This is a genomic window from Acinetobacter larvae (genome assembly GCF_001704115.1).
In the GTDB taxonomy this organism is placed as follows: domain Bacteria; phylum Pseudomonadota; class Gammaproteobacteria; order Pseudomonadales; family Moraxellaceae; genus Acinetobacter; species Acinetobacter larvae.
In genome coordinates this window covers 3,509,122-3,530,550 of record NZ_CP016895.1, presented here as the reverse complement: position 1 = coordinate 3,530,550, position 21,429 = coordinate 3,509,122, and the positions used below count along the sequence as shown (strand labels likewise).

General features: G+C 43.1%; 21 protein-coding genes. 12 read left to right on the top strand and 9 right to left on the bottom strand.

The window, feature by feature from the left end; translation table 11 throughout:
* Nucleotides 1-14: 14 nt before the first annotated feature.
* A complete protein-coding gene (locus tag BFG52_RS15635; protein ID WP_067559652.1) occupies nucleotides 15-1,424 on the bottom strand; it encodes an aminotransferase-like domain-containing protein in 1,410 nt (469 codons plus the stop codon).
* Between the two features lie 114 nt (nucleotides 1,425-1,538).
* On the opposite strand from BFG52_RS15635, the gene BFG52_RS15630 reads away from it, so the two are divergent.
* Nucleotides 1,539-2,390 (top strand): DMT family transporter, encoded by an 852-nt coding sequence (locus BFG52_RS15630; RefSeq protein WP_407639223.1) that lies wholly within the window; start codon nucleotides 1,539-1,541, stop codon nucleotides 2,388-2,390.
* A 174-nt stretch (nucleotides 2,391-2,564) separates the two neighbouring features.
* On the opposite strand, the gene BFG52_RS15625 is transcribed toward BFG52_RS15630, so the two are convergent.
* Together BFG52_RS15625 and BFG52_RS15620 are read right to left on the bottom strand one after the other, a co-directional pair.
* Nucleotides 2,565-3,728: an MFS transporter gene (locus BFG52_RS15625; protein WP_067558345.1), complete on the bottom strand. Its 1,164-nt coding sequence runs from the start codon at nucleotides 3,726-3,728 to the stop codon at nucleotides 2,565-2,567.
* Entirely contained in the window at nucleotides 3,725-4,123 is a 399-nt protein-coding gene (locus BFG52_RS15620) for a serine hydrolase domain-containing protein (RefSeq protein WP_067558342.1), read from the bottom strand. The genes BFG52_RS15625 and BFG52_RS15620 overlap by 4 nt, the downstream gene beginning before the upstream one ends.
* A 117-nt stretch (nucleotides 4,124-4,240) precedes the next feature.
* Here BFG52_RS15620 and BFG52_RS15615 point away from each other — a divergent pair, with 117 nt between their 5' ends.
* Nucleotides 4,241-5,137: a LysR family transcriptional regulator gene (locus BFG52_RS15615; RefSeq protein WP_067558339.1), complete on the top strand. Its 897-nt coding sequence runs from the start codon at nucleotides 4,241-4,243 to the stop codon at nucleotides 5,135-5,137.
* Between the two features lie 125 nt (nucleotides 5,138-5,262).
* Here the strand turns inward: BFG52_RS15615 and BFG52_RS15610 are convergent, their stop codons facing one another.
* Both BFG52_RS15610 and BFG52_RS15605 read right to left on the bottom strand, forming a co-directional pair.
* A complete protein-coding gene (locus BFG52_RS15610; protein ID WP_067559649.1) occupies nucleotides 5,263-6,753 on the bottom strand; it encodes a YifB family Mg chelatase-like AAA ATPase in 1,491 nt (496 codons plus the stop codon).
* A 133-nt stretch (nucleotides 6,754-6,886) separates the two neighbouring features.
* The gene (locus BFG52_RS15605) at nucleotides 6,887-7,138 is read right to left on the bottom strand and encodes an accessory factor UbiK family protein (RefSeq protein WP_067558336.1); all 252 of its coding nucleotides are present in this window, start codon (nucleotides 7,136-7,138) and stop codon (nucleotides 6,887-6,889) included.
* Nucleotides 7,139-7,747: 609 nt separating this feature from the next.
* Here BFG52_RS15605 and glnK point away from each other — a divergent pair.
* From glnK to BFG52_RS15570, 7 genes are all read left to right on the top strand, one after another.
* Complete coding sequence (glnK, locus tag BFG52_RS15600; RefSeq protein WP_067558332.1) at nucleotides 7,748-8,086, top strand: P-II family nitrogen regulator; 339 nt, start codon at nucleotides 7,748-7,750, stop codon at nucleotides 8,084-8,086.
* Between the two features lie 65 nt (nucleotides 8,087-8,151).
* A complete protein-coding gene (locus BFG52_RS15595; protein ID WP_067558330.1) occupies nucleotides 8,152-9,588 on the top strand; it encodes an ammonium transporter in 1,437 nt (478 codons plus the stop codon).
* 176 nt (nucleotides 9,589-9,764) lie between these two features.
* The gene (gene nrdR, locus BFG52_RS15590; RefSeq protein WP_067558327.1) at nucleotides 9,765-10,238 is read left to right on the top strand and encodes a transcriptional regulator NrdR; all 474 of its coding nucleotides are present in this window, start codon (nucleotides 9,765-9,767) and stop codon (nucleotides 10,236-10,238) included.
* A gap of 29 nt (nucleotides 10,239-10,267) precedes the next feature.
* On the top strand, nucleotides 10,268-11,353 hold the full coding sequence (gene ribD, locus BFG52_RS15585) for a bifunctional diaminohydroxyphosphoribosylaminopyrimidine deaminase/5-amino-6-(5-phosphoribosylamino)uracil reductase RibD (RefSeq protein ID WP_067558324.1): 1,086 nt from the start codon (nucleotides 10,268-10,270) through the stop codon (nucleotides 11,351-11,353).
* Nucleotides 11,350-12,645, top strand: a complete 1,296-nt coding sequence (locus BFG52_RS15580; protein ID WP_067558320.1) for a DNA adenine methylase — start codon at nucleotides 11,350-11,352, stop codon at nucleotides 12,643-12,645. Before ribD ends, BFG52_RS15580 begins: the two co-directional genes overlap by 4 nt.
* A 22-nt stretch (nucleotides 12,646-12,667) precedes the next feature.
* Nucleotides 12,668-13,327, top strand: coding sequence for a riboflavin synthase (locus BFG52_RS15575; RefSeq protein ID WP_067558316.1), 660 nt, complete (start codon nucleotides 12,668-12,670; stop codon nucleotides 13,325-13,327).
* Between the two features lie 100 nt (nucleotides 13,328-13,427).
* A complete protein-coding gene (locus tag BFG52_RS15570; protein WP_067558312.1) occupies nucleotides 13,428-13,973 on the top strand; it encodes a VTT domain-containing protein in 546 nt (181 codons plus the stop codon).
* 563 nt (nucleotides 13,974-14,536) lie between these two features.
* On the opposite strand, the gene BFG52_RS16720 is transcribed toward BFG52_RS15570, so the two are convergent.
* The 4 genes from BFG52_RS16720 to BFG52_RS15555 form a co-directional block, all read right to left on the bottom strand.
* A complete protein-coding gene (locus tag BFG52_RS16720) occupies nucleotides 14,537-14,755 on the bottom strand; it encodes a hypothetical protein (RefSeq protein WP_071890146.1) in 219 nt (72 codons plus the stop codon).
* A 131-nt stretch (nucleotides 14,756-14,886) separates the two neighbouring features.
* Nucleotides 14,887-15,501: a cell division protein BlhA gene (gene blhA / locus BFG52_RS15565; protein ID WP_067558309.1), complete on the bottom strand. Its 615-nt coding sequence runs from the start codon at nucleotides 15,499-15,501 to the stop codon at nucleotides 14,887-14,889.
* Between the two features lie 51 nt (nucleotides 15,502-15,552).
* Complete coding sequence (locus BFG52_RS15560) at nucleotides 15,553-15,963, bottom strand: DNA polymerase III subunit chi (protein WP_067558306.1); 411 nt, start codon at nucleotides 15,961-15,963, stop codon at nucleotides 15,553-15,555.
* Nucleotides 15,964-15,975: 12 nt separating this feature from the next.
* Nucleotides 15,976-17,421 (bottom strand): leucyl aminopeptidase, encoded by a 1,446-nt coding sequence (locus BFG52_RS15555; protein ID WP_067558303.1) that lies wholly within the window; start codon nucleotides 17,419-17,421, stop codon nucleotides 15,976-15,978.
* A gap of 144 nt (nucleotides 17,422-17,565) precedes the next feature.
* Here BFG52_RS15555 and lptF point away from each other — a divergent pair, with 144 nt between their 5' ends.
* From lptF to gpmI, 3 genes are all read left to right on the top strand, one after another.
* Nucleotides 17,566-18,666 carry an LPS export ABC transporter permease LptF gene (gene lptF, locus BFG52_RS15550; protein ID WP_067558300.1) on the top strand — a complete coding sequence of 367 codons (1,101 nt, stop codon included), beginning with the start codon at nucleotides 17,566-17,568 and terminating at the stop codon, nucleotides 18,664-18,666.
* Nucleotides 18,666-19,736 (top strand): LPS export ABC transporter permease LptG, encoded by a 1,071-nt coding sequence (lptG, locus tag BFG52_RS15545; protein ID WP_067558297.1) that lies wholly within the window; start codon nucleotides 18,666-18,668, stop codon nucleotides 19,734-19,736. Before lptF ends, lptG begins: the two co-directional genes overlap by 1 nt.
* Nucleotides 19,737-19,870: 134 nt before the next feature.
* A complete protein-coding gene (gene gpmI / locus BFG52_RS15540) occupies nucleotides 19,871-21,418 on the top strand; it encodes a 2,3-bisphosphoglycerate-independent phosphoglycerate mutase (RefSeq protein WP_067558294.1) in 1,548 nt (515 codons plus the stop codon).
* Nucleotides 21,419-21,429 lie beyond the last annotated feature (11 nt).

Sequence of the window (21,429 nt, the reverse complement as noted above, 5' to 3'; positions counted from 1 at the left end):
TAAATGAGAGCATTTTAGCGAGATGCATCTGTAGTAAGTATGGATAAATTCTCAGCAAGTACTTGATAGATTTTGGGATCTTGTGATTGAGAAACATTAAAGCGTAGAAAATGTTGGGCACTTTCTGATTGGCTAAAGACTTGCCCTGGCGCCAGCATAACACCTGCCTTAAAACATGCCTTGGATAATGCGGTACTGTTAAGTTGATTGGGGAGTTGGCACCATAAAAACATACCGCCTGTGGGGATAAGCCAAGGTTGAATGTCCAATGCCGTTAGACGATTGATGGTTTGAGTCATGTGCTTTTGTAGTTTAATTTTTAAATGATCGACATAACGTCGATATTGGCTATTGGTGAGAATGGCATAAATAATTTTGCTATTGAGGGTGTTATGACTAAAGACCGTGGCAACTTTTAGGTTGATCAAACGGTCGATCCAGATGGGTTTGGCCATAATGGCACCGCAACGAATTGCTGCAGAAATAGTTTTTGAAAAACTTGTTACTTGAATCACATGCTCAAAACCACCTAGTGCCGCATAACGTGGTGCAATATGGTGTTCTAAGTCAGCAAAGATATCATCTTCAATAATCACCATGTGCTGCTGTTCAACAATTTTCAAAATCTGATAAGCCTTATATAAAGATAAAGCTGCGCCTGTAGGGTTATGTAATGCTGAGTTGGTCAGATAAAGTTTGGGTTGCCATTGTTGTACGGCTTCTTGGAACGCTTGAATATTGGGACCATCTTGTTCAAAGGGGATGGCGATGATATTGAGGCGGTGAACTTTGAGTAAGGCGTGGAAATTAAAATAACAGGGATCATCTATAAAAACACAATCACCATCTTTTAAAAATAATCGAAAAATCAAATCTAAGGCTTGAGTGCCTGAATCCATCAGCATTATTTGTTCAGCATAGACCGTAACGCCGCTATTACTGGCTTTACGACTTAATAACTGGCGTAGTGGCAAATAGCCTAATGGATGAGGATAGGTCACTAAATCAGTGACAGAGCTTTGAGCGACTTCTTTAATCGCTTTACGCATTAATTTTTCAGGCATCCAAGAGCTAGGTAACCAACCGCAGCCTGGTTTGAGTAGATCGCTTGAAGATTCTAGGGACTGTCTAGAAATCCATAGCGGATCGACTTCACGTTCAGGATTAATTTTTAAAGCATGAATATCAGAAATATTATGCTTCTCAGCCACATAGTAGCCTGCGCCGGGCCGTGTATAAATTAACCCCTGTACCAGTAAACGCTCATATGCCTCAACAACTGTTGAAGTAGAGACTGCTAACTGTCTGGACAGTTGGCGAATAGACGGTAGCTTTGCGCCATAGGAGAGTGTTTGACTATTGAGTAGTGCTTCTAAGTGTGTTGTGACCAGATGGAGTTTGCTACTGTGCTTAATATTTTTCATAACACCACGCATGACTGTTTCATAACAGTATTGTACGCATACACCATGACTGTTCCTATGCAGATAATAAATTGTTCATTAAAAATATAGCAAAAATAGTGAGGTATTATTGTTGTGAATGCATGGATAACAGGACTCATCGCGATATGTATTTTTGCAGGCTCTTTACCCGCAACTAAAATCGCCATTATGGGGTTTAGTGCAGAGTTTTTGACTGGTGCCAGAGCATCTATTGCCGGTATTTTAGCACTGCTTATGTTGTGCTATTACCGCCAACCTTTGCCGAATCGGCAGCAATTGCGTGGTTTGGGCATGATTGCTATTGGCGTGGTATTCGGTTTTCCATTCTTTACTGCTTTGGCACTACAATATATTACGTCTTCATATTCAACAATTTTTGTTGCTTTATTGCCATTATCCACTGCGGTATTTGCTGTGATTTTAGGCGAGCGTTTGCCGAAGTGGCCGTTTTGGATTTTTGCCATTTTGGGGAGCTGTAGCGTCGTCATCTATATGTTTTTGCGCAGCAGTGGAGAACTACAGTGGCAGGGTAGTCTTTTGATGATCATTGCTATTTTACTGTGTGGGCTAGGCTATGCCGAGGGCGGGCGTTTGTCTCGGCAGTTGGGTGGCTGGCAAGTGATTTCTTGGGCATTAATTTTGGCTTTACCTGTGATGCTGTTTTTGTCTTATGCATATTATCCCAGTGACTTAGATCAAGTTGGTCTTTCTGCTTGGCTTGGAATGGTTTACGTTTCAGTTTTTAGTATGTTTATTGGCTTTATCTTCTGGTATCACGGTCTGGCAAAAGGTGGTGTTTTAAAAATTGGGCAATTACAGCTGTTGCAGCCCTTCTTTGGTTTAATCTTATCGGCATTATTATTGGGTGAATCGATAGATATGATGATGTTTGCTGTTTGCAGTCTGGTGGTACTGTGTGTGTGGTCTGCCAAAAAATATAATTAATAAGCGGACCATAACTATGCCGATTATATTGCAGCCCTGAAGGGTGAGGTGTTCGGGCTATAGCGATAAAACTTTGCAGTATGCCATGGTTGTCGTCGAGATTTTTTAAACATCATGCATCTGTATATGCATGATGATGGTGCAATTTTTAAGAGATATTTAATGCGCTAAAATTTAGCAGAAGCCATAAGGTTTCGCGCGCCATACAACCATGAAAGTCATCAATAACAGGATGAGTAATGCGATTGGAAAAGTACTGACACTAAAATAACTGAGTAAGAAGCCACCGATAATGCCACCACCAGCAATCGCGATATTCCAAACGGTGACCAGCATTGATTGGGCAATATCAGCCATGTGATCTGTCGTTTTCGCTAATGCAGTTTGAAATAATGTCGCGGCTCCACCAAATGCAATTCCCCAAATTCCCACGGCGAGATAAACCGCAGGAGCATGATGCCCCATGATGTTGAGCAATAGGGCTGCAAAGCCAAACAATATGATGCTACACAATGTTAATAAGCGCAGATGTTGGTCAATCAGCATGGCTGTAATGAAGATGCTAAATAATGATAAACAACCGAAGATGAGCAAAATGATGTTGATATGCTGCGTTAAATCGGCAAGCGACAAAAACGGAACAATATAGGTATAAAGTAGATTATGTGCTAGCACAAAGCTTAAGACAGTAAATAATATTGCTCTAACGCCAGGTAAAATAAATACTTGCTTTAAGGAGACTTTCTGATCTGTAGCTTGTCCATCAAAGTCAGGTAAAGCCACCCATCCCCACAGTACTAACATAATTGCAAAAATACTCATCACCGCAAAAGCCATACGCCAACCCAGCATTTGACCTAAATAGGTGCCAGCAGGAACACCTAAAGATAGGGCGAGTGGTGTGCCAATCATTGCGATTGCTATCGCGCGCCCTTTTAAGGCTTCGGGTGCCATGCGCGTGGCATATCCGGCTAACAAGGCCCAAAGTAGTCCTGCTGAAACACCTGCCAGAAAGCGAGCGATCATTGTTAAAAGATAACTGCTCGATAGCGTTGTGATCAAGTTGGTCAGAGCAAAACCCAATAGCGCAATCAGTAATAAGGGCTTACGTCGAATATTTTGGCTAAGATTGGTTAATGGAATCGCCGTTAATAATGATCCAACGGCATATATGGTAATGCTTTGTCCGGCAAGAGATTCTGATATATTTAAACCCAATGCAAATTGAGTCAATAAGCCTGCTGGTAAAGCTTCTGTTACGATGGTAACAAAAGCCGCCATGGCAAGGATGAGTAAAGGGATGATCGGCAATTGATCATGTGCAGCTGATCGGCTCATTGCATTACCCCGATTGCTTTAAAGCGATAGCCTAAACCTGCGGTATGGCTGAGTAGTTGGCGTACAGTGATGGGTACAAATTTTCCATTTGCCAATTTAGGCTGGAACATGGGTAATTGATGATGAATAAACTCATCTAAGCCCAGTTTGTTTTCAGCAATCAGCACCAAAGCTGCTGTTGAAACAATCACCTTACTCACTGACGCCAAACGAAACATGGTATCGGTGGTCATTGCTATGGATTGCTCTCGATCAGCCAGCCCAGAAGCTGTACGGTGTATGATTTTTCCATGCTGCGCCGCGATGACTGTAGCACCAACTAACTGATGGTTATCGATAGCCGCTTGGATAACATTTTGAACTGGCTCTAGCGCAGGGGATGCTGTGGAAGTCATGTTAAAAATCTTCTTTTCATAAGCGAGATTTATATACTAGGAAGTCTGCTATTAAAGAAAAAGTCGGTTATAGTTCCTTGTTCTACGGAAGTTTTATTCCGTAATCAGGAGGAAGCAATGGATAGTCTGAGTGGGTTTGCCGTGTTTGTGAAGATCGCTGAGATGGGGAGTCTAGTGGCAGCAGGGCGAGCCTTAGGCATTTCTGCTTCTGCTGTCGGTAAAAGCTTGATTCGTCTTGAAGAAAAGCTTGGTGTACGACTTTTTCATCGTAATACACGTAGTCTTAATCTGACGGCTGAGGGCATATTATTCTTAGAACGTAGTCGACGGATATTGGCTGAAATTGAAGCAGCGGAAATGGAGCTATCGCAAGCAATAAAGTCTCCACAAGGTCGATTACGGGTTAGTCTGCCTTTGGTCAGTTCACTGGTATTGCCTGTACTGGGTGACTTTATGCAACAATATCCAGAAATAGCCTTAGATCTTGACTTTACCGACCGACTAGTCGATGTGATTGAAGAGGGGTTTGACGCCGTTGTGCGTACTGGGGTTCCGACCGATTCGCGTTTAAAAGCATCTAAACTAGGCAGCTTTAGACAATTGCTGGTGGCCTCGCCAGCGTATTTGATGCAACATGGAACGCCCACAGTCCCTGCCGATTTATTAAAACATGTTTGTTTACACTACCGATTTTCTCATAGCGGTAAGCTGGAGCAATGGCCCTTAAAACAGGCTGGAGATGAAGCAGATTTACAGCTTCCGATCTCTATGATTTGTAATAACATCGAGACACGCCTTTGCTTTGCGCTGAAGGGTCGAGGGATTGCGTGTTTACCCGATTTTGCGATCAAGACATTTTTAGATGATAAGCAATTAGTTCAAGTATTACCTGAGTTTGTAGACAGGACAGGGGTATTTTATATCCTTTGGCCGGCTAGTAAGCATCCTTCACCTAAAGTTCGAGCGTTGGTTGATTTCTTGTCGCAACGGATGTTTGAGACGTCAGATGTTTAAAGAATAAAACAAGCGTGCTCATTTTTGATCACTTTGCTTGATCTAAAGCGAAGGTAATTGATCTTTCAAGAATAAATAAAATATCTAAATTGGTGATTGCTCTAAGGTGAATGGATTGATATGCACTAGGCTAAGTCGTTACTACGATAGGACAAAGCCTCACTGAGATGCTGCGTGGTGATATTCACAGATTGTTCTAAATCTGCAATAGTACGCGCGACTCTGAGTATGCGATGGTAGGCACGCGCAGAGAGCTTTAACCGTTGCTGGGCCAAGCTCAGAGACTGCTCTGTCGCATGATCGAGTGGCACATATTGTTCCAGTTGTTTAGGGCTAAGACTATGATTGAGCTGGTTTTGACGCTGTAATTGTAGATGATAGGCTTGTGTAACACGCTCACGTACTGTGGCTGAGTCTTCGACTGGGCGGGTATCTTGTAGTTCATGTGCTTTAAGCGGTGGCACATTGATATGTAAATCGATTCGGTCTAACAGCGGTCCTGAAATACGATTTTGATAGCGCTTAATGGCTTCACTGGAACATTGGCAGCGACTATCCTGATTGAATGCATAACCACATGGGCAGGGGTTCATTGCCGCGATTAACTGAAAATTGGCAGGAAAAGTAATTTGCCTTGAGGCTCTAGAAATCACAATTTCTTTGGATTCTAAGGGCTGTCGTAATACCTCCAAAACCTTACGGTCAAATTCGGGTAATTCATCCAAAAATAAAATACCCAAATGTGCCAAAGTAATTTCACCAGGTTTGGGATGTGAGCCACCACCAACTAAGGCAATGGCTGAGGCGGTATGATGTGGTGCACGAAACGGACGCTCACCAAAAGGATGATGATGATTGGCAATCGAATAAATACTGGCTACTTCTAAATTTTCTTGTTCAGTTAAGGGCGGTAATATACTGGGAAGCCGTGAAGCCAATAAGGTTTTTCCTGTGCCTGGCGGACCTTTAAATAATAAGGAATGTCCACCTGCCGCGGCGATTTCTAAGGCACGACGCGGTCGTCTTTGTCCCTTAACATCGGCTAAATCAAAACGATAATTCAGCACGCTACTCGGACTGTCGACAATAGTGGGGGCAATATGCTGTTCTGACAAGAAATGTGCGCAAACTTGTTTGAGATGTTCAGCGGCATAAACTTGCATATGCGGCAGTTGCGCAGCTTCAGCAGCATTTTGCTGTGACAAGAATAATTGATGCCCCGATGCTTTGCATGCCATAGCAATACTGAGCGTGCCGGAAACAGAGCGCAAATGGCCATCGAGAGCGAGTTCACCAATGAATTCATATTGATCGGTACAGTTTTCCGGTAACTGTCCTGTGGCGATGAGAATACCCAAGGCAATCGGGAGATCGAGACGTGAGCCATCTTTGGGGAGGTCTGCGGGTGCAAGATTAATGGTCAGGCGTTTGGTCGGAAACTGATAACCGCTATTGATAATGGCAGAACGTACACGGTCTTTGCTTTCACGTACTGCCGCTTCGGCAAGCCCAACAATGGTCAAGGACGGCAGACCTTGACTGACATGCACTTCTACTTCTATTAAGGGGGCATGTAAGCCCAACAGACCTCGGGTAAAAATTTTGGCAAAAGACATGAGCATAGTACTCTGATTATTTTTATTATAGATCGTGATGGGTGCGTGACGTTTCTATAGGCTGACGCTATATCTATGCAACAGCGTAAACAGGCATAAACTGAGGACGTCACCACCTTAAGTTTATGAGAACTTATTGCGTAGAGGTTGTTTGAGTCGCTGACGTTTGTGCTAGCAAAGCTTCCAATGCTGTCAGTTGTGTTTCTAAAGCTGTAAGTTGTTGATTGGCATTGTTGAGTGCTGTTTTTTGCCGCTCTAATTCGGCTTGTGATACCAAATCCATTTTAGTTATGGTTTCTGAGAGCAATGCACGTAGATTGTGTTCAAGGTCTTTTTTAGGTTGATCCAGCTGTTCTAAGATCGCCTGTAGTAATGTTTCAATCATCTCTATCTCAACACAAGTAAACATTCGTTAAGCAGTTTAGCATTGCCAAGCCTCGAGTTGCTAACAATATACGATTAAGCTCATTATTTAGCCTGCTTTGATTTTATGGTGGTGCTATTGTTCAAAAACGCACCGCTTAAGCGCATTGTTAGATGCAATGCTGCTGTTTTGGCGCATTTTATCTGGGGCGTAGGCAAAGCAGCTGTTGAAAGTTTTTTAATTGCACTAAAAATGCACAATATTTTGCTTTCATCTTGTGACACTTGATTGGTCTAGTTGTGACACTTGATCGGTCTAGCCAGCAATAAGGTTCATGTTTAGTCATGATGGATTTAACCTCAGCCGAAGCTAGGCTGGCTAGCGCACAGGGCTAAGTCCATCCAATCGCTTGAACATTCAACTTTTATTTATGATGGTGTTTATCTAAAAAAATAAGCATAAGCCTTATATATTTATAAATTTTCCCGTTAGATTTTTGCTTTTACGGTATAGAATAGGGAGCAAGCTGATTCATGACCCAGCCATATAACATCCCCAACCGTTGTATTGGTTTTGGCATGAAAATTGAACATAAAACCTTGCTGCTGAGAAAAGCCAAAGGAAAACAATATGAAACTCGTAACTGCAATCGTTAAACCATTTAAATTAGATGATGTGCGTGAAGCACTCTCCGAAATTGGCGTACAAGGGATTACCGTCACAGAAGTGAAAGGATTTGGTCGTCAGAAAGGGCATACAGAGCTGTATCGTGGCGCTGAATATGTCGTGGATTTCTTACCGAAAGTCAAAATCGAAATTGCGATTAGTGATGACATGGTGGATGCAGTCATTGAATCCATTACACGTGTTGCCAGTACTGGAAAAATTGGTGATGGCAAAATTTTCGTGACCAATTTAGAGCAAGTCATCCGTATCCGTACGGGTGAAACAGGTCCTGATGCGGTGTAGTTTGGCATAAAGTTTGCTGTTATGTCTCATCGTGCATAACGACAAATTAGGTTGGGGAAATACGAATGAAAAGAATACTTTTTGCGCTCAGCCTGGCTGGCGTACTCTGCGGTGGTTCCACCACTTGGGCTGAAACAGATCATGCTGCATCAGCGGTGTTAACCACCAGTCATCATGCTGTGCTCGATACCGATCACAACACATCACATCCGAGCGATCCTGCTTTAAATACAGATACCGCGGATAACAACACCGCAACAGCTGTTGATGAATCCAGCAATACCGCCACCACGGCATTGGACCACGGTGATACCGCTTGGGTCTTAAGTTCTACGGCTTTGGTTTTACTCATGACCATTCCGGGACTTGCGCTGTTTTATGGTGGAATGGTTCGTAAAAAAAATGTACTCAGTACGATGGTACACAGTCTAGTGGCAGCGGCTGTTGTCAGTGTCATTTGGGTGGTCATCGGCTATAGCTTGGCATTTTCTGAAGGCAATGCGTGGATTGGCGGTTTGGACAAAGTCATGCTGGGTGATCTGCATCCCGATACACTGAGCGGCTCTATTCCGGAAATATTATTTGTCATTTTTCAAATGACCTTTGCCATTATCACCGTTGCTATTATTAGTGGTTCGATTGCCGAACGCATGAAGTTTGGTGCGTTTGTGGCGTTTATTAGTATTTGGGTGATTGCAGTCTATGCGCCAATTGCACATTGGGTCTGGGGTGGTGGCTGGTTAATGCATGATGGTGCACTGGATTTTGCCGGTGGTACGGTGGTACACATCAACTCAGGGGTTGCGGGTTTGGTGGCTGCGTATATGCTGGGTAAACGGATGGGCTTTGGCAAAGAGTCCATGGCACCGCATAATCTGACTTTGACTGTACTGGGTGCGAGCCTGATTTGGGTGGGCTGGTTCGGTTTTAATGGCGGATCAGCACTGGCTGCCAATGGTTCAGCGGCTTATGCTTTGGTGACCACACAAATTGCAGCTGCGGCAGCAACCATAACCTGGTTATTGGTCGAAAAAGTAGTGCGTACTAAAGCTTCGGTATTGGGCGGGGCATCGGGTGCGGTGGCAGGATTGGTGGTGATTACACCTGCGGCAGGTTTTGTCACCGTCACAGGTGCTTTATGGATGGGGCTGATTGGCGGTATCGTTTGTTTCTGGGGAACCACACGGTTAAAACAACTCTTAAAAGTCGATGATTCTTTAGATGCCTTTGGTTTACATGCTGTTGGCGGTATTGCTGGGGCGATTTTAACCGGATTCTTTGCCAGCCATTTTATTATGGGCGATGATGCGCCTGTGGGGCTATCTGGCATCATGCATCAAGTCTATGTACAAGTAATTGGTGTGGTTGCAACGATTGTTTATTCGGCAGTCTTGACCGCGATTATTTTAAAAGTCATAGATTTGCTCATTGGGCTGCGGGTTGAATCTGAAGATGAACGTATGGGTTTAGACTTGAGCCAACATGGTGAGCGTATTGAATAATAAAAGCTAGCGAATAACAAAGCGAATAATAAACCAAATAATAATATGTCTAGATCGCTATATATTGTGTAAAACAGCTCTTTTGAGCTGTTTTTTTTCTATATATAGCGATTATTTTTACCGTCATTCAGAATTTTTGCTACACTAGCATATCCGATTTTTCGAAATGAACCGCCATGCACTGTCCATTTTGTAATGTTGCTGATAGCAAAGTTATCGATTCACGTCTAGCTGCTGCGGGCAGCCAGATTCGGCGTCGTCGTGAGTGTTTGTCTTGTGGGGAACGCTTTACCACTTTTGAAAGCTATGAAATGGTGATGCCGCGCGTGATTAAGTCAAATGGTAAGAATGAGCCTTTTGATGAAACCAAATTACGCCGTTCTTTGATGCATGCTCTGCAAAAACGCCCTGTGACGCAAGAACAAATCGAAAGTGTACTCAGTGATATTCAATTGAAAATTCGGCGTTTGGGCGAGAGAGATGTCAAATCACGTTTGATTGGTGAAATTGTTATGCAGTCTTTGTTCGGATTGGATCATGTGGCTTATGTGCGTTTCGCATCGGTTTATCAGGATTTCCAAAATATCGATGCATTTCAACGCCAAATTGAGTTGATGCAACAAAAAAGCCAAGATGATGAAGTGCTATAGTCACCCCCAATAAGGCCTGTTAAGAAAAAATGTCTGAGTTAAGTCAAGATCAATACTGGATGCAGCGTGCCATTAGATTGGCGAAGCGAGGACAGTACAGTACCAAACCCAATCCCAATGTCGGTTGTGTCATTGTACAGCAACAACAATTACTCGGTGAGGGCTATCATCCTCGCGCTGGGCAGCCCCATGCAGAAGTATTTGCCTTGGCGCAAGCTGGGGACGCCGCCAGAGGGGCAACTGCCTATGTTACTTTGGAGCCTTGTGCGCACTATGGTCGTACGCCGCCTTGTGCTGAAGCGTTGGTGAAAGCAGGTGTTGCCCGTGTGGTCATTGCCAGTCTTGACCCCAACCCCTTGGTTGCTGGGCAAGGTGCAGAGATATTACGGGCCGCGGGCATTGTGGTTAGCATTGGTGTGTGTGAGCAGCAAGCCAAGCAACTCAATCCAGGTTTTTTAAAAGCAATGGCAACACAAAAACCGTATGTACGTTTAAAAATGGCATCCAGTCTAGATGGGCGTACCGCCATGGCATCAGGTGAGTCGAAATGGATTACAGGCGCGCAAGCGCGTTTGGATGTACAGCATTGGCGTGCGTTATCTGCAGCAATCATAACCGGCGTCGACACGATTTTGGCTGATGACTGCCAGCTTAATGTACGCCAGTTAGCCGATGATGATGTGACCAATGTGGTACAGCCACAACGTATTATTTTAGATCGCCGTGGGCGTTTGAACTTAACTGCACAAATTTTGCAACAGCCCGACACCGTAATGGTAATGGGACCTTATCGTGATGATTTGGCCGCTCTTGGTGTACAACAGCTACCGATTTTAGCTTTGCCTGATTTATTGTCTTATTTATTGGAACATCACCAAATTTATGATGTTTTGGTTGAGGCTGGCGCAACCTTGGCGACTGCTTTCTTACAACATGCTTTGGTCGATGAATTAATTAGTTATATTGCACCGACCTTTTTGGGGCAATCGGCGCGGGCGATGTTCGCAGCAGACTTCACCACAATGGCACAACAGTATCGTTTTAAGTTGTTGGACGTACAACAACTTGGCGATGATTTACGTTTGAGATTAATTCCTTCGCAAGAGTCAGTATGAGTACAGAGTCCACCGTTTATCATAAACGCCGTCATGCCGCGCGCACCACGGATGAATACTTATTCCATCAGTTGGTTCCCTATTTGGGAAATAAACGCAGATTACTACATCTGATTTTAGAAGCTTTAGATTTGACTGGCACCTTATCGACAACGCATAAACGTGCCCCGATTTTTGCCGATTTCTTTGCCGGAAGTGGTGTGGTTTCGCGTTTAGCGCGAGAAAATGGTTATCGTGTGATTGCCAATGATTGGGAGCCTTATAGTCATGCGCTCAATCATGCAATTTTGGCTTGTACCGAAGCACCCGCTTTTCAACAATTGGGCGGCTATGACAAAGCTATTGCCTATCTCAACAGCTTGCCAGAAGTCAAAGGTTGGGTAACGCATAATCTCTGCCCGCGTAATGATGATGTTTATGATCCAAGTCGAGACCGCTTGTTTTTTAAACGTCGCAATGGCATGCGCATAGATGCGATTCGTCAACAAATCGCGACATGGCAAGCACAAGGCGCTATTGATGATATTGAAATGAGTGCGCTATTGGCACCATTGCTGTATTCAGCCAGTTTTGTCAGCAATACCAGTGGGGTTTTTAAAAGCTTCCACCAAGGTTGGGGCGGGCGTACCCGTACCGCTTTAGAGCGCATCGAATCCCGTTTAAGCCTGACGCCGAGTTTATTCTGTGATCGCAGCTTTGCCAAACAAAAGCATATGGCCGAAATGTGGTGTGTCGATGCGCAGCATTTAGCCAATCAAATGAGTGGTTTTGAAGTTGATGTTGCCTATTTAGATCCCCCCTATAACCAACATGCCTATAGTAGTAATTATCACGTGTTGAATGCTTTGACGTTATGGGATCAAGTGGATTTGCCACCGCCAGATACCAAAGGTTTTAAAAGTGGTATTGACCGTGCTTGGCGCAAAGAGCGTCCAAGTTTGTATAATTCATCTAAGCATGCACAAGAAGCTTATGAAAATTTATTGGCAACGATTAATGCACGTTACATCCTAACCAGTTATTCTACAGATGGTAATATTGAAGCCAAAGATGTCTTAAAAGCCAATTTACAACGTGGCAAAGTGACTTTACTCACACAAGATGTGCCACGTTATCGGGTCAGCAAGCAAAGACAGTCTGAACGCGCACGTGTACTAGAGTTTATTATCATCACCGATACCCATGCCAAACCGGGCCCACCGCTCAGGCAGCTTTTGGGGCAGCTCTATCATTTTGCAGAGCTGGGTGGTGTTGATACTTCTGGGGTGAGTAATCAATTGGCGTTATGGTAGTGATTGAATAAGAGATAAATTTATGTTTACGGGTATAGTCCAAAAGACGGGTATCGTCACACAGCTCCAACATCTGGCAGGCGACTTGCGTCTGACGATTCAAAGTGATTTAGATTTTTCTGATGTGCAATTGGGCGATTCGATTGCTGCCAATGGTGTCTGCCTAACCGTGATTGCTTTTGGTCAGAACTGGTATAGTGCGGATGTTTCACGTGAAAGTTTACAGCGTTCGACTTTGGGGCAATGGCGTATAGGACAAGCAGTAAACTTGGAAAAAGCTATGCTGCCTACCACTCGCTTTGGTGGGCATATTGTCAGTGGGCATGTCGATGCGGTTGGAACAATTAGCTTGATTCGCCATGATGCACGTTCTTTATATGTTGAAGTAACTGCACCCAAAGAAATTGCCAAATATCTTGCAGAAAAGGGCTCGGTGACGGTAGATGGTATGAGTTTAACCATTAATCATTTACGTGGCGCAGTCATGAGTTTAAATTTAATTCCTCATACTGCAGCACATACCACCATTGCACACTGGTATTTGGGCATGCAATTGAACTTAGAAGTCGATGTATTAGCACGTTATGTAGAGCGTTTATTAATGGGCGATCGCGCAGCTGAAGCTGTGGCTGAGTCAAAGTTAAGTTTAGATTTCTTAACTGAGAATGGTTATTTTAAATAAAAAAAAGTAGAATATTATGAGACCCCACCTCGATAAGGGGTTATTTTTATTTAATGAGAGAAGTTCTTACAATGACGAAACCGCATATAGGCTTGCAGCGATGTTAGATTTTTTGCTGCATCTCGAACAAATGTTACCAGTATTGTTGAATAATTATGGAGTCTGGATTTACGCCATTTTATTTCTGGTGATATTTGCAGAAACCGGTTCGATTTTTATGTTTTTTTTACCCGGCGATAGCTTGTTGATTGCCATCGGTGCATTATGTTCGACCACTGAAACTGTGCATTTGCATTATATGGCGATTTTACTGATTATCGCCAGTATTTTGGGTTATATCGTCAATTATCAAACTGGCCGGATGTTAGGCAATAAATACTTTCAAAAACATGCACACTGGTTCAAAGCAGAATATATAGATAAAACAAATCTTTACTTTGCACGTCATGGTGGTAAAACCATTATTGTGGCGCGTTTTATTCCTTTTGTCCGTTCTTTTGCTCCTTTTGCCGCGGGTTCTAGTCGCATGCGTTATAGCCGTTTTATGTATTATAACGTTTTGGGTGGCATCATTTGGATCTGTATATTATTGGGCGTAGGTTTTGGTTTAGGTAATTTAGTTTCTGTTACCGTGGAGCTTTTTTAATACGTCGTGATCTCTTTTTATTATTCGCTCTATTTATGGAAGAATATGGGTTAATTCTCATATAATGAAAATATCGTGTAAAAATGAATGGTCTTGATGTGCTGGAACCCTTATTAATATGTCGCGATGCTGGGCATAATATTCAAGAGCAGATACTTTAAACTAAATCCAGAAAACTAAATCCGGAAAACTAAATCTTCAAAGTTAAGCTCTCGAAACGAAATTTTCATAACTAAATTCTCAAAACGAGATTCTCAGCGTTAAATGCTCAAAATGCACATAAAAAAGATTAAGTATAGGTAAGTTCAACAAGATCACTGAAGCAAGATGCAGTAGCACAATATGAAGACTAGCCAATAAAGCAAAAATCAATAAAACGAAAACCAATAAAGCAAAAGCAATAAAATAAAAGCCCAATGCGGGCTCAATCTGTTATTGTTCAATCTATGGTATTTATCAAGTCGTATGGATCATGCTTGAGATGCTTTAGATATTTTCATCAGCAGCACGTTTAGCAGTATATGGCGCTAAAAGTTAAAATAAATTTATTATGCTATTGTGTATTAATTTTTAATAATGGTCAGGGAAGTAGAAAGGTCTAGCGGATTACATGAGGGCAAAGCCGTTAAAGAAAAGGCTCCCTTTTCTGACTCACGTGATAAAAATACCGAGATGGAATGAAAGTCGGAACGACTAATGAATAATTCCTGTGCGCTAAGTGTCCAGTGTTCTCCCGTGTTAAGTAAGATAATTTGATTGCAGATTTTTTGTAATACATCCATGGCACCCAATCCTCATGATGGTGTGAAGCATATGAATATGAACAACGTATAACAAATAAAAGGCTTTATTTGATCATGGCAATCATGTGTCATTAATATGACACTTTGATGAATATATTAGTTTTTTTTAATCAACGCTCAGCTGATGGATGATCGCTATTTAGACGAGCGTTGATAATATAATCAATCTCTTCTGCGGCTGCGGCATTGAGACGTTGTTGAAAGGCTTGAATCTGATCGCCAATGAAATTTTCGGCTTCTAATTCTAGTCTGAGACGAAGTTCTTCAACTTCATTGTGAAAAGCGCGTGGTACAGCATGTCCGGTCCCGAGCGGCGGATTCTTTTTATAGCGTGTGCTGTATTCGAGACTTTGTGCGGTGACTTGAATGGCTATATGTTCTAAAGCGGCTTGTTGGGCGTGGAATTGATCGATTTCATTTTGCAGAAGTTGCTGCGTATAGGCTTGTTGTTGCGCACGTTTTTCTGCCAGAGCACGCTCAAGTGCACGCTGTTTGCGGATACGTGCTGCTTCAATCAGTTCTGCTTTTAGATCGGCATAGGCTTGTTCAACTTTCATTTGCGCCAATTGCATCGCACGGTGATCATGCTCAAGCCACACATGTACATCACCTTCGGGGCTTAATAAATCGCAAATACGATTCAGCTCTTCGAGCATCGTCTGTCGGACTGCTTCAGGTGCGTCTAGCCAACGTTTTTTAAAGTCCTGACCGACATTTAATGCCACGATATTTCTCCTCAAAATTGCTCTATTGCTGCTATAGCTTGTTGTTAAAATCTATAGCTTAAAGGCTTTGGGTTGCAAGCCTAGGGTACGATAATATTTGAATTTTTCACGGCCTATCACTTTGGCTGCTTCATCATTTTCAATAATTTCAATAATGTGACTATATTGCGAATGTTCTGCAATAGCCTGCTGGTCAAAGTTAAACACAATAATATCACTGCTTGCGGGTAACTGTGCAGAAATACAGATCGGTGCTGTACTTTGCTCGATACCATGCGGCAAGAAACTTTGTGCATCAAAATCCCACAATGTTTGATCAAGCTGGTGCTGAAGATCAGGATCTGGACAATACATCCAGATCCTGTGCTGTGCCTTGCTTAAGATTTTTCGGCACAAACGGCAAGCACTTTGTACTTGCCGCTCTGCGCTTTTTTCAAATAAATAAAAGCTGACTTTGGTCATTACTGTTGCTGTTTACACTATGCGGTTTGCAATAAATTGGGTTAATAACGGTACTGGACGACCTGTGGCGCCTTTGGCTGCACCTGATAACCAGGCTGTACCGGCAACATCTAAATGTGCCCAGCGGTAGTCACCGGTGAAGCGTTGCAAGAAGCATGCTGCGGTAATCGATCCCGCTTGTGGACCAGCATTGCCGATATTACCGATGTCGGCAAAATTGGAATTGAGTAAATCTTGGTAGTCATCAATGACCGGAAGGCGCCATACACGGTCATTACTTTGCTCACCGGCTTGGCTAATTTCGGCAGCTAATTCATCATCTGGAGAAAATAGCCCGCTCAGGACTTTACCTAAAGCGACGACACAAGCACCAGTAAGCGTGGCGATATCGATAACCAATGCTGGGTTAAAGCGTTTTACGTAGGTCAGTGTATCACAGAGTACTAGACGACCCTCGGCATCGGTATTTAAAATTTCTACGGTTTGACCACTCATGGTGGTGACGATATCACCAGGGCGCGTTGCATGACCAGAAGGCATATTTTCTGCCGCAGCAATGGTACCCACCACGTGTATATCTAAGCGTGCTTCACACAGTGCACGGATAGTCCCGAGTACAGACGCAGCACCGCACATATCAAACTTCATTTCATCCATGCCTAAACCTGGTTTCAAGGAAATACCACCGGTGTCGAAAGTAATTCCTTTACCAACCAGTACCACTGGCGCTTCGTCACGATCGGAACGATATTCTAAGCTGATGATGCGACCAGGACGATCGGAACCTTTACTCACTGCCAAAAATGCATGCATCCCTAGATCAGCGATTTGCTGTTCTTCCAATACGGTGACTTTGAGGAGATCTGGATATTCCGCTGCCAAGGCACGGGCTTGATCGGCTAAGTATTCTGGGAAACAGACATTGCCCGGACAGTTGCCTAGATCACGGGCCAAACTTTGACCTGCTTCAATGGCAGAAATAAGTTGTAGTTGTTCTGTATCAAGGCTGCTTTCTTTGGCAACTAATTCAATTTTTTCGAGGCAATAATTAGATTTTTTCGACTTGAAAGCATCGTATTGATAGGCTGCTTGAGTGAGGTGTAATGCAAAATTGTAGTGCAATTTGCTCGGCAACGCAGAAATATCGATACAAATTTCATTATAGGTTTTGGCAGATAAATCGATAATATATTGCGCAAGTTTTGCCAATTGAGCCGCTTTGATTTTTTCAGGTTGCCCAATACCGACTAAAGCCGCATTGGGGTGTTGCGCGATTTGAGCCAGTAGCGGCAAGCTGCTGTTGAGCTCAGGTTGGTATTTTGTCAGTGCAATGATTTTGTCTAAGTCTTCAATTTGATATGTGTTTTTTACTGATTTTAGTTGCTCATGATCAACTAAAATCAACAAATACTGACTAGACGAGTTTTCACAAAGTGACGTATTAATCGAGAGTTTCATAAGCGATATTTTGGCCTGTATAGATCCTTAAATTGATTAAACCATTGAAACACTTTCAATGATAGAATTTCAATCTGGTTTTATCCTTTTCACAATCGCGTAAACTACGCTCAGACTATTAACCTATTTTTTGGAAGATGAACTTTGATTATTAGGCGTTATCTCGTCAAGCAAGTGGTATCGACATCGATCGTTGTCATTCTACTGCTCACATTGATCATGATGGGCGGTCGACTGATTAAATATTTCGGTATCGCAGCACAAGGGCGTTTAGATGCTGGCATTTTGTTCAGTATTATCGGTTATCGCCTTCCAGAGTTTTTGACCTTAATTTTTCCTCTGGGTTTTTTTATTGGTCTGATGTTAGTATTCGGTCGTTTATATGTCGATCATGAAATGGCAGTCTTCAATGCCAGTGGTATCAGTCGTCATCGCTTAACGCGCTTGATGATCCCGATGACAGTGGTCTTTTTGCTGATACAGTTTGGTTTGATGGGTTGGATGTCGCCTTGGGGCTTACGTGGTTTTGAAGCATTGAAGACCAGCCAAGCTGTGCGTACGGGCTTTGACTTGGTTCGTCCCAAAGAGTTTATTTCCTCTGGACCCTATACCATTTATGCGGGTTCTTTGTCTGATGATCGTAAGAACCTAAAAGATATCTTTTTTTATCAAAGAACCTATCAAGAAGACAAGCCGGATGTCCTGATTTTAGCCAAAGAAGCAACCCGTATTCAGTTAGAAAATGACAGTGCCAACGTGGTGGATTTGGTGCAGGGGCGTCGTTATGAAATTTATCCGGGGAGCGCCAAATATTCCAAAGCCGAATTCCAAAGCTACCGTCTACGTTTAGAAAATGACAAAGAACAAGAGTTCGTCAATAGCTCAGCCGAAGCCTTACCCTATAAAGAACTGTGGGCGAAGATCGATGACCCCGTCGTGGAAAGTGAATTAGGCTGGCGTATTTTTGTGCCTTTTTCTATGCTTGTGGCACTTATTTTAGCCGCAGCTTTGTCTGAGGTAAGCCCACGTCAGGGACGCTATCTCAAATTATTCCCAGCCTTATTGATTTTTGCCAGTTTAATTGTTGCGCTGATGGCATTAAAAACACGTATTTCTAAAGGTGAAATTGGCATGTGGTCTTATCCTGCGGTATTGCTGTTTTATGCTTTTGCTGGATTTTTATTTTCTCGCAAACAAAAGCTGGGTCCCAAACTTCGTCAACACATTAAACGGGTGAAATCGTAATGCTAAGTTCAAAAATTCTTGCACTGCATGTCACGAAGACCACCACTTTGGCGATGTTGGGGGCAACTGCGGTATTGTCTGGTTTACAAATTTTATTTACTTATCTTGGTGAATTAGGTGGTTTGCGTGCCGATTATAGCGCATGGAACGCCTTGATTTATGTGCTGTGGGGAGCGCCGGGTTATCTCTATCAAATTTTACCGATTTCAGCATTAATTGGGGCGGTACTTGGGCTGGGGGCATTGGCATCCAATAGTGAATTGATCGTGATGCGTGCAGCTGGTGTGAGCTTATGGCGTATTGTTCGTTGGGTCATGTGCTCTGCGCTGGTTTTGGTCATTGCTTCTTTCGCCTTGAGCGAGTGGGTTATCCCTTATAGCAATGAACGTGCAAAAAGTGTGAAGAATCATCAAAGTGTTGCCCAGCTCGGCGAGGTGCGTGGTTATTGGGCACGTGAGGGGCAACGTTTTATTTATATCGATTATGCCAATGCCTCAGGGCAGCTTAGCCAAATACAAACTATTGATTTTGATAAAGACTACCGCATCCAAGCGCTAACACAAGCCCAGCAGGGCAATTTTGTCCAAGATGGGCAATGGCGTTTAGCGCATGTGACGCAAACGAAAATTGCCGATACTGGACCGGCGACGATGCAATTAAGTCAATCTTTAGCGATCGATATGGCTTTGCAACCGAAATATGTGCATATGGTGACCATTGATCCAGAGGACTTATCACCCAGTCAATTGGTGAGTTTTATGCGCTATATGAATGAACATAGTCAAATCCCCAAAAGCTATGAGTTGGCTTTCTGGAAGAAAGTCGGTTCGCCTTTTGCTTTATTGATGTTAGTTCTGATCGCATGTTCTTTTATTTTTGGTCCTTTACGGCAACAGTCGATGGGCTTTCGTTTAGTCATCGCATTATTTGTAGGCTTGGGCTTTTATTATTTACAGGACTTTCTGGGTTATGCCAGTTTGGTCTATTCACCTTCAGCGGCATGGTTTGTCTTGACACCAATCGTGATCATGTTCTTGATTGGAAATTATTTACTATACCGTGCACGCTAAAAACTTTGTTGTTATGGTATTGATAATGATCACTAAAATTTATAAAAGTGCTCATGTACCATACAAAAATAGTGTCTTATCGTAATCTTCGGTAAGATATGGCTTTAACGATTGATAGAGAAAAGAGTGTAATCATGACGGATGCAACTGCTGGTAAAATTCCTCACTTATTGGTGATTATGGATGGGGTCGGTCATCGTGAGGCAGAAAATGACAATGCATTTTTAGCAGCAAAAACACCAAATTTTGATGCGCTAATACAGCAGCATCCGCATAGTTTAATTTCGGGTTCTGGTGAAGATGTCGGCTTGCCAGATGGTCAGATGGGGAACTCCGAAGTGGGTCATATGAATCTCGGTGCAGGTCGTGTGCTATACCAAGACTTTACCCGTATTACCAAGGATATTCGTGACGGGGCTTTTTTTGAGCATCCAGTTTTGGTCGATGCGGTTGAAAAAGCCAAAACGGCTGCTGGTGCAGTACATATAATAGGTTTGTTATCTGACGGTGGTGTACATTCCCATCAAGATCATATTGTGGCGATGTGTGAGTTGGCCCTAAAACGCGGTGCAACGGTGTATCTGCATGCTTTTCTTGATGGTCGAGACACGCCACCCAAGAGTGCCGAACCTTCACTCGGTAAATTAGACCAACTCTTTGCACAATATCCAGGTCAAGGTCGCATCGTCTCTATGATTGGTCGTTATTTTGCCATGGACCGAGATAACCGTTGGGATCGAGTAGAGCAAGCTTATCGTTTAATGACCGAAGGTGTTGCGGCACGCCAAGCTGCAAGTGCGGTTGAAGGGCTAGAACAAGCCTATGCTGCTGGCGAGTCTGATGAATTTGTCAAAGCCACTTTAATTGGTGACAAAGTCACTGTGCAAGATGGCGACAGTGTTGTATTTATGAATTTCCGTGCCGACCGTGCGCGTGAAATCACCCGTGCTTTTATTGAAAAAGATTTTACTGGCTTTGCACGTCAAGTACAGCCAAAGCTTTCTGAATACGTGATGTTGACGCGTTATCAGGCAAGTTTTCAAGCACCTGTAGCGTATATGCCAGAAGCATTGAAAAACTCTTTGGGCGAATATCTGTCAAATTTGGGCAGAACACAATTACGTATTGCTGAAACAGAAAAATATGCTCATGTCACATTCTTCTTTAGTGGTGGTCGTGAAGATGAATACCCAGGTGAAAAACGTATTTTGATTCCATCGCCTGATGTTGCAACCTACGATTTAAAACCAGAAATGAGTGCTTATGAAGTCACTGATGCTTTGGTTGAAGCCATTCATTCGCGCCAATATGATTTATTAGTTGTTAACTATGCAAACGGTGACATGGTTGGGCATACTGGTGTGTTTGATGCTGCGGTCAAAGCCGTGGAAGCCGTGGACCTTTGCCTTGGACGCTTGTATGAGGCAATCATGGCAAATCATGGCCATATGTTGATTACCGCTGACCATGGTAACGTAGAGCAAATGCAAGACTATGTGAGTGGACAAGTACATACTCAACATACTACGGAGTTAGTGCCTTTGATTTATGCCGGTCCAACTGATGCAGACATTGCAGAAAATGGTGTGTTGGCAGACGTTGCACCGACTTTATTACATTTGATGAACTTGCCAATTCCAGAAGAAATGCAAGGTCGTAATCTTATTACATTAAAATCATAATTTGAGGGTTA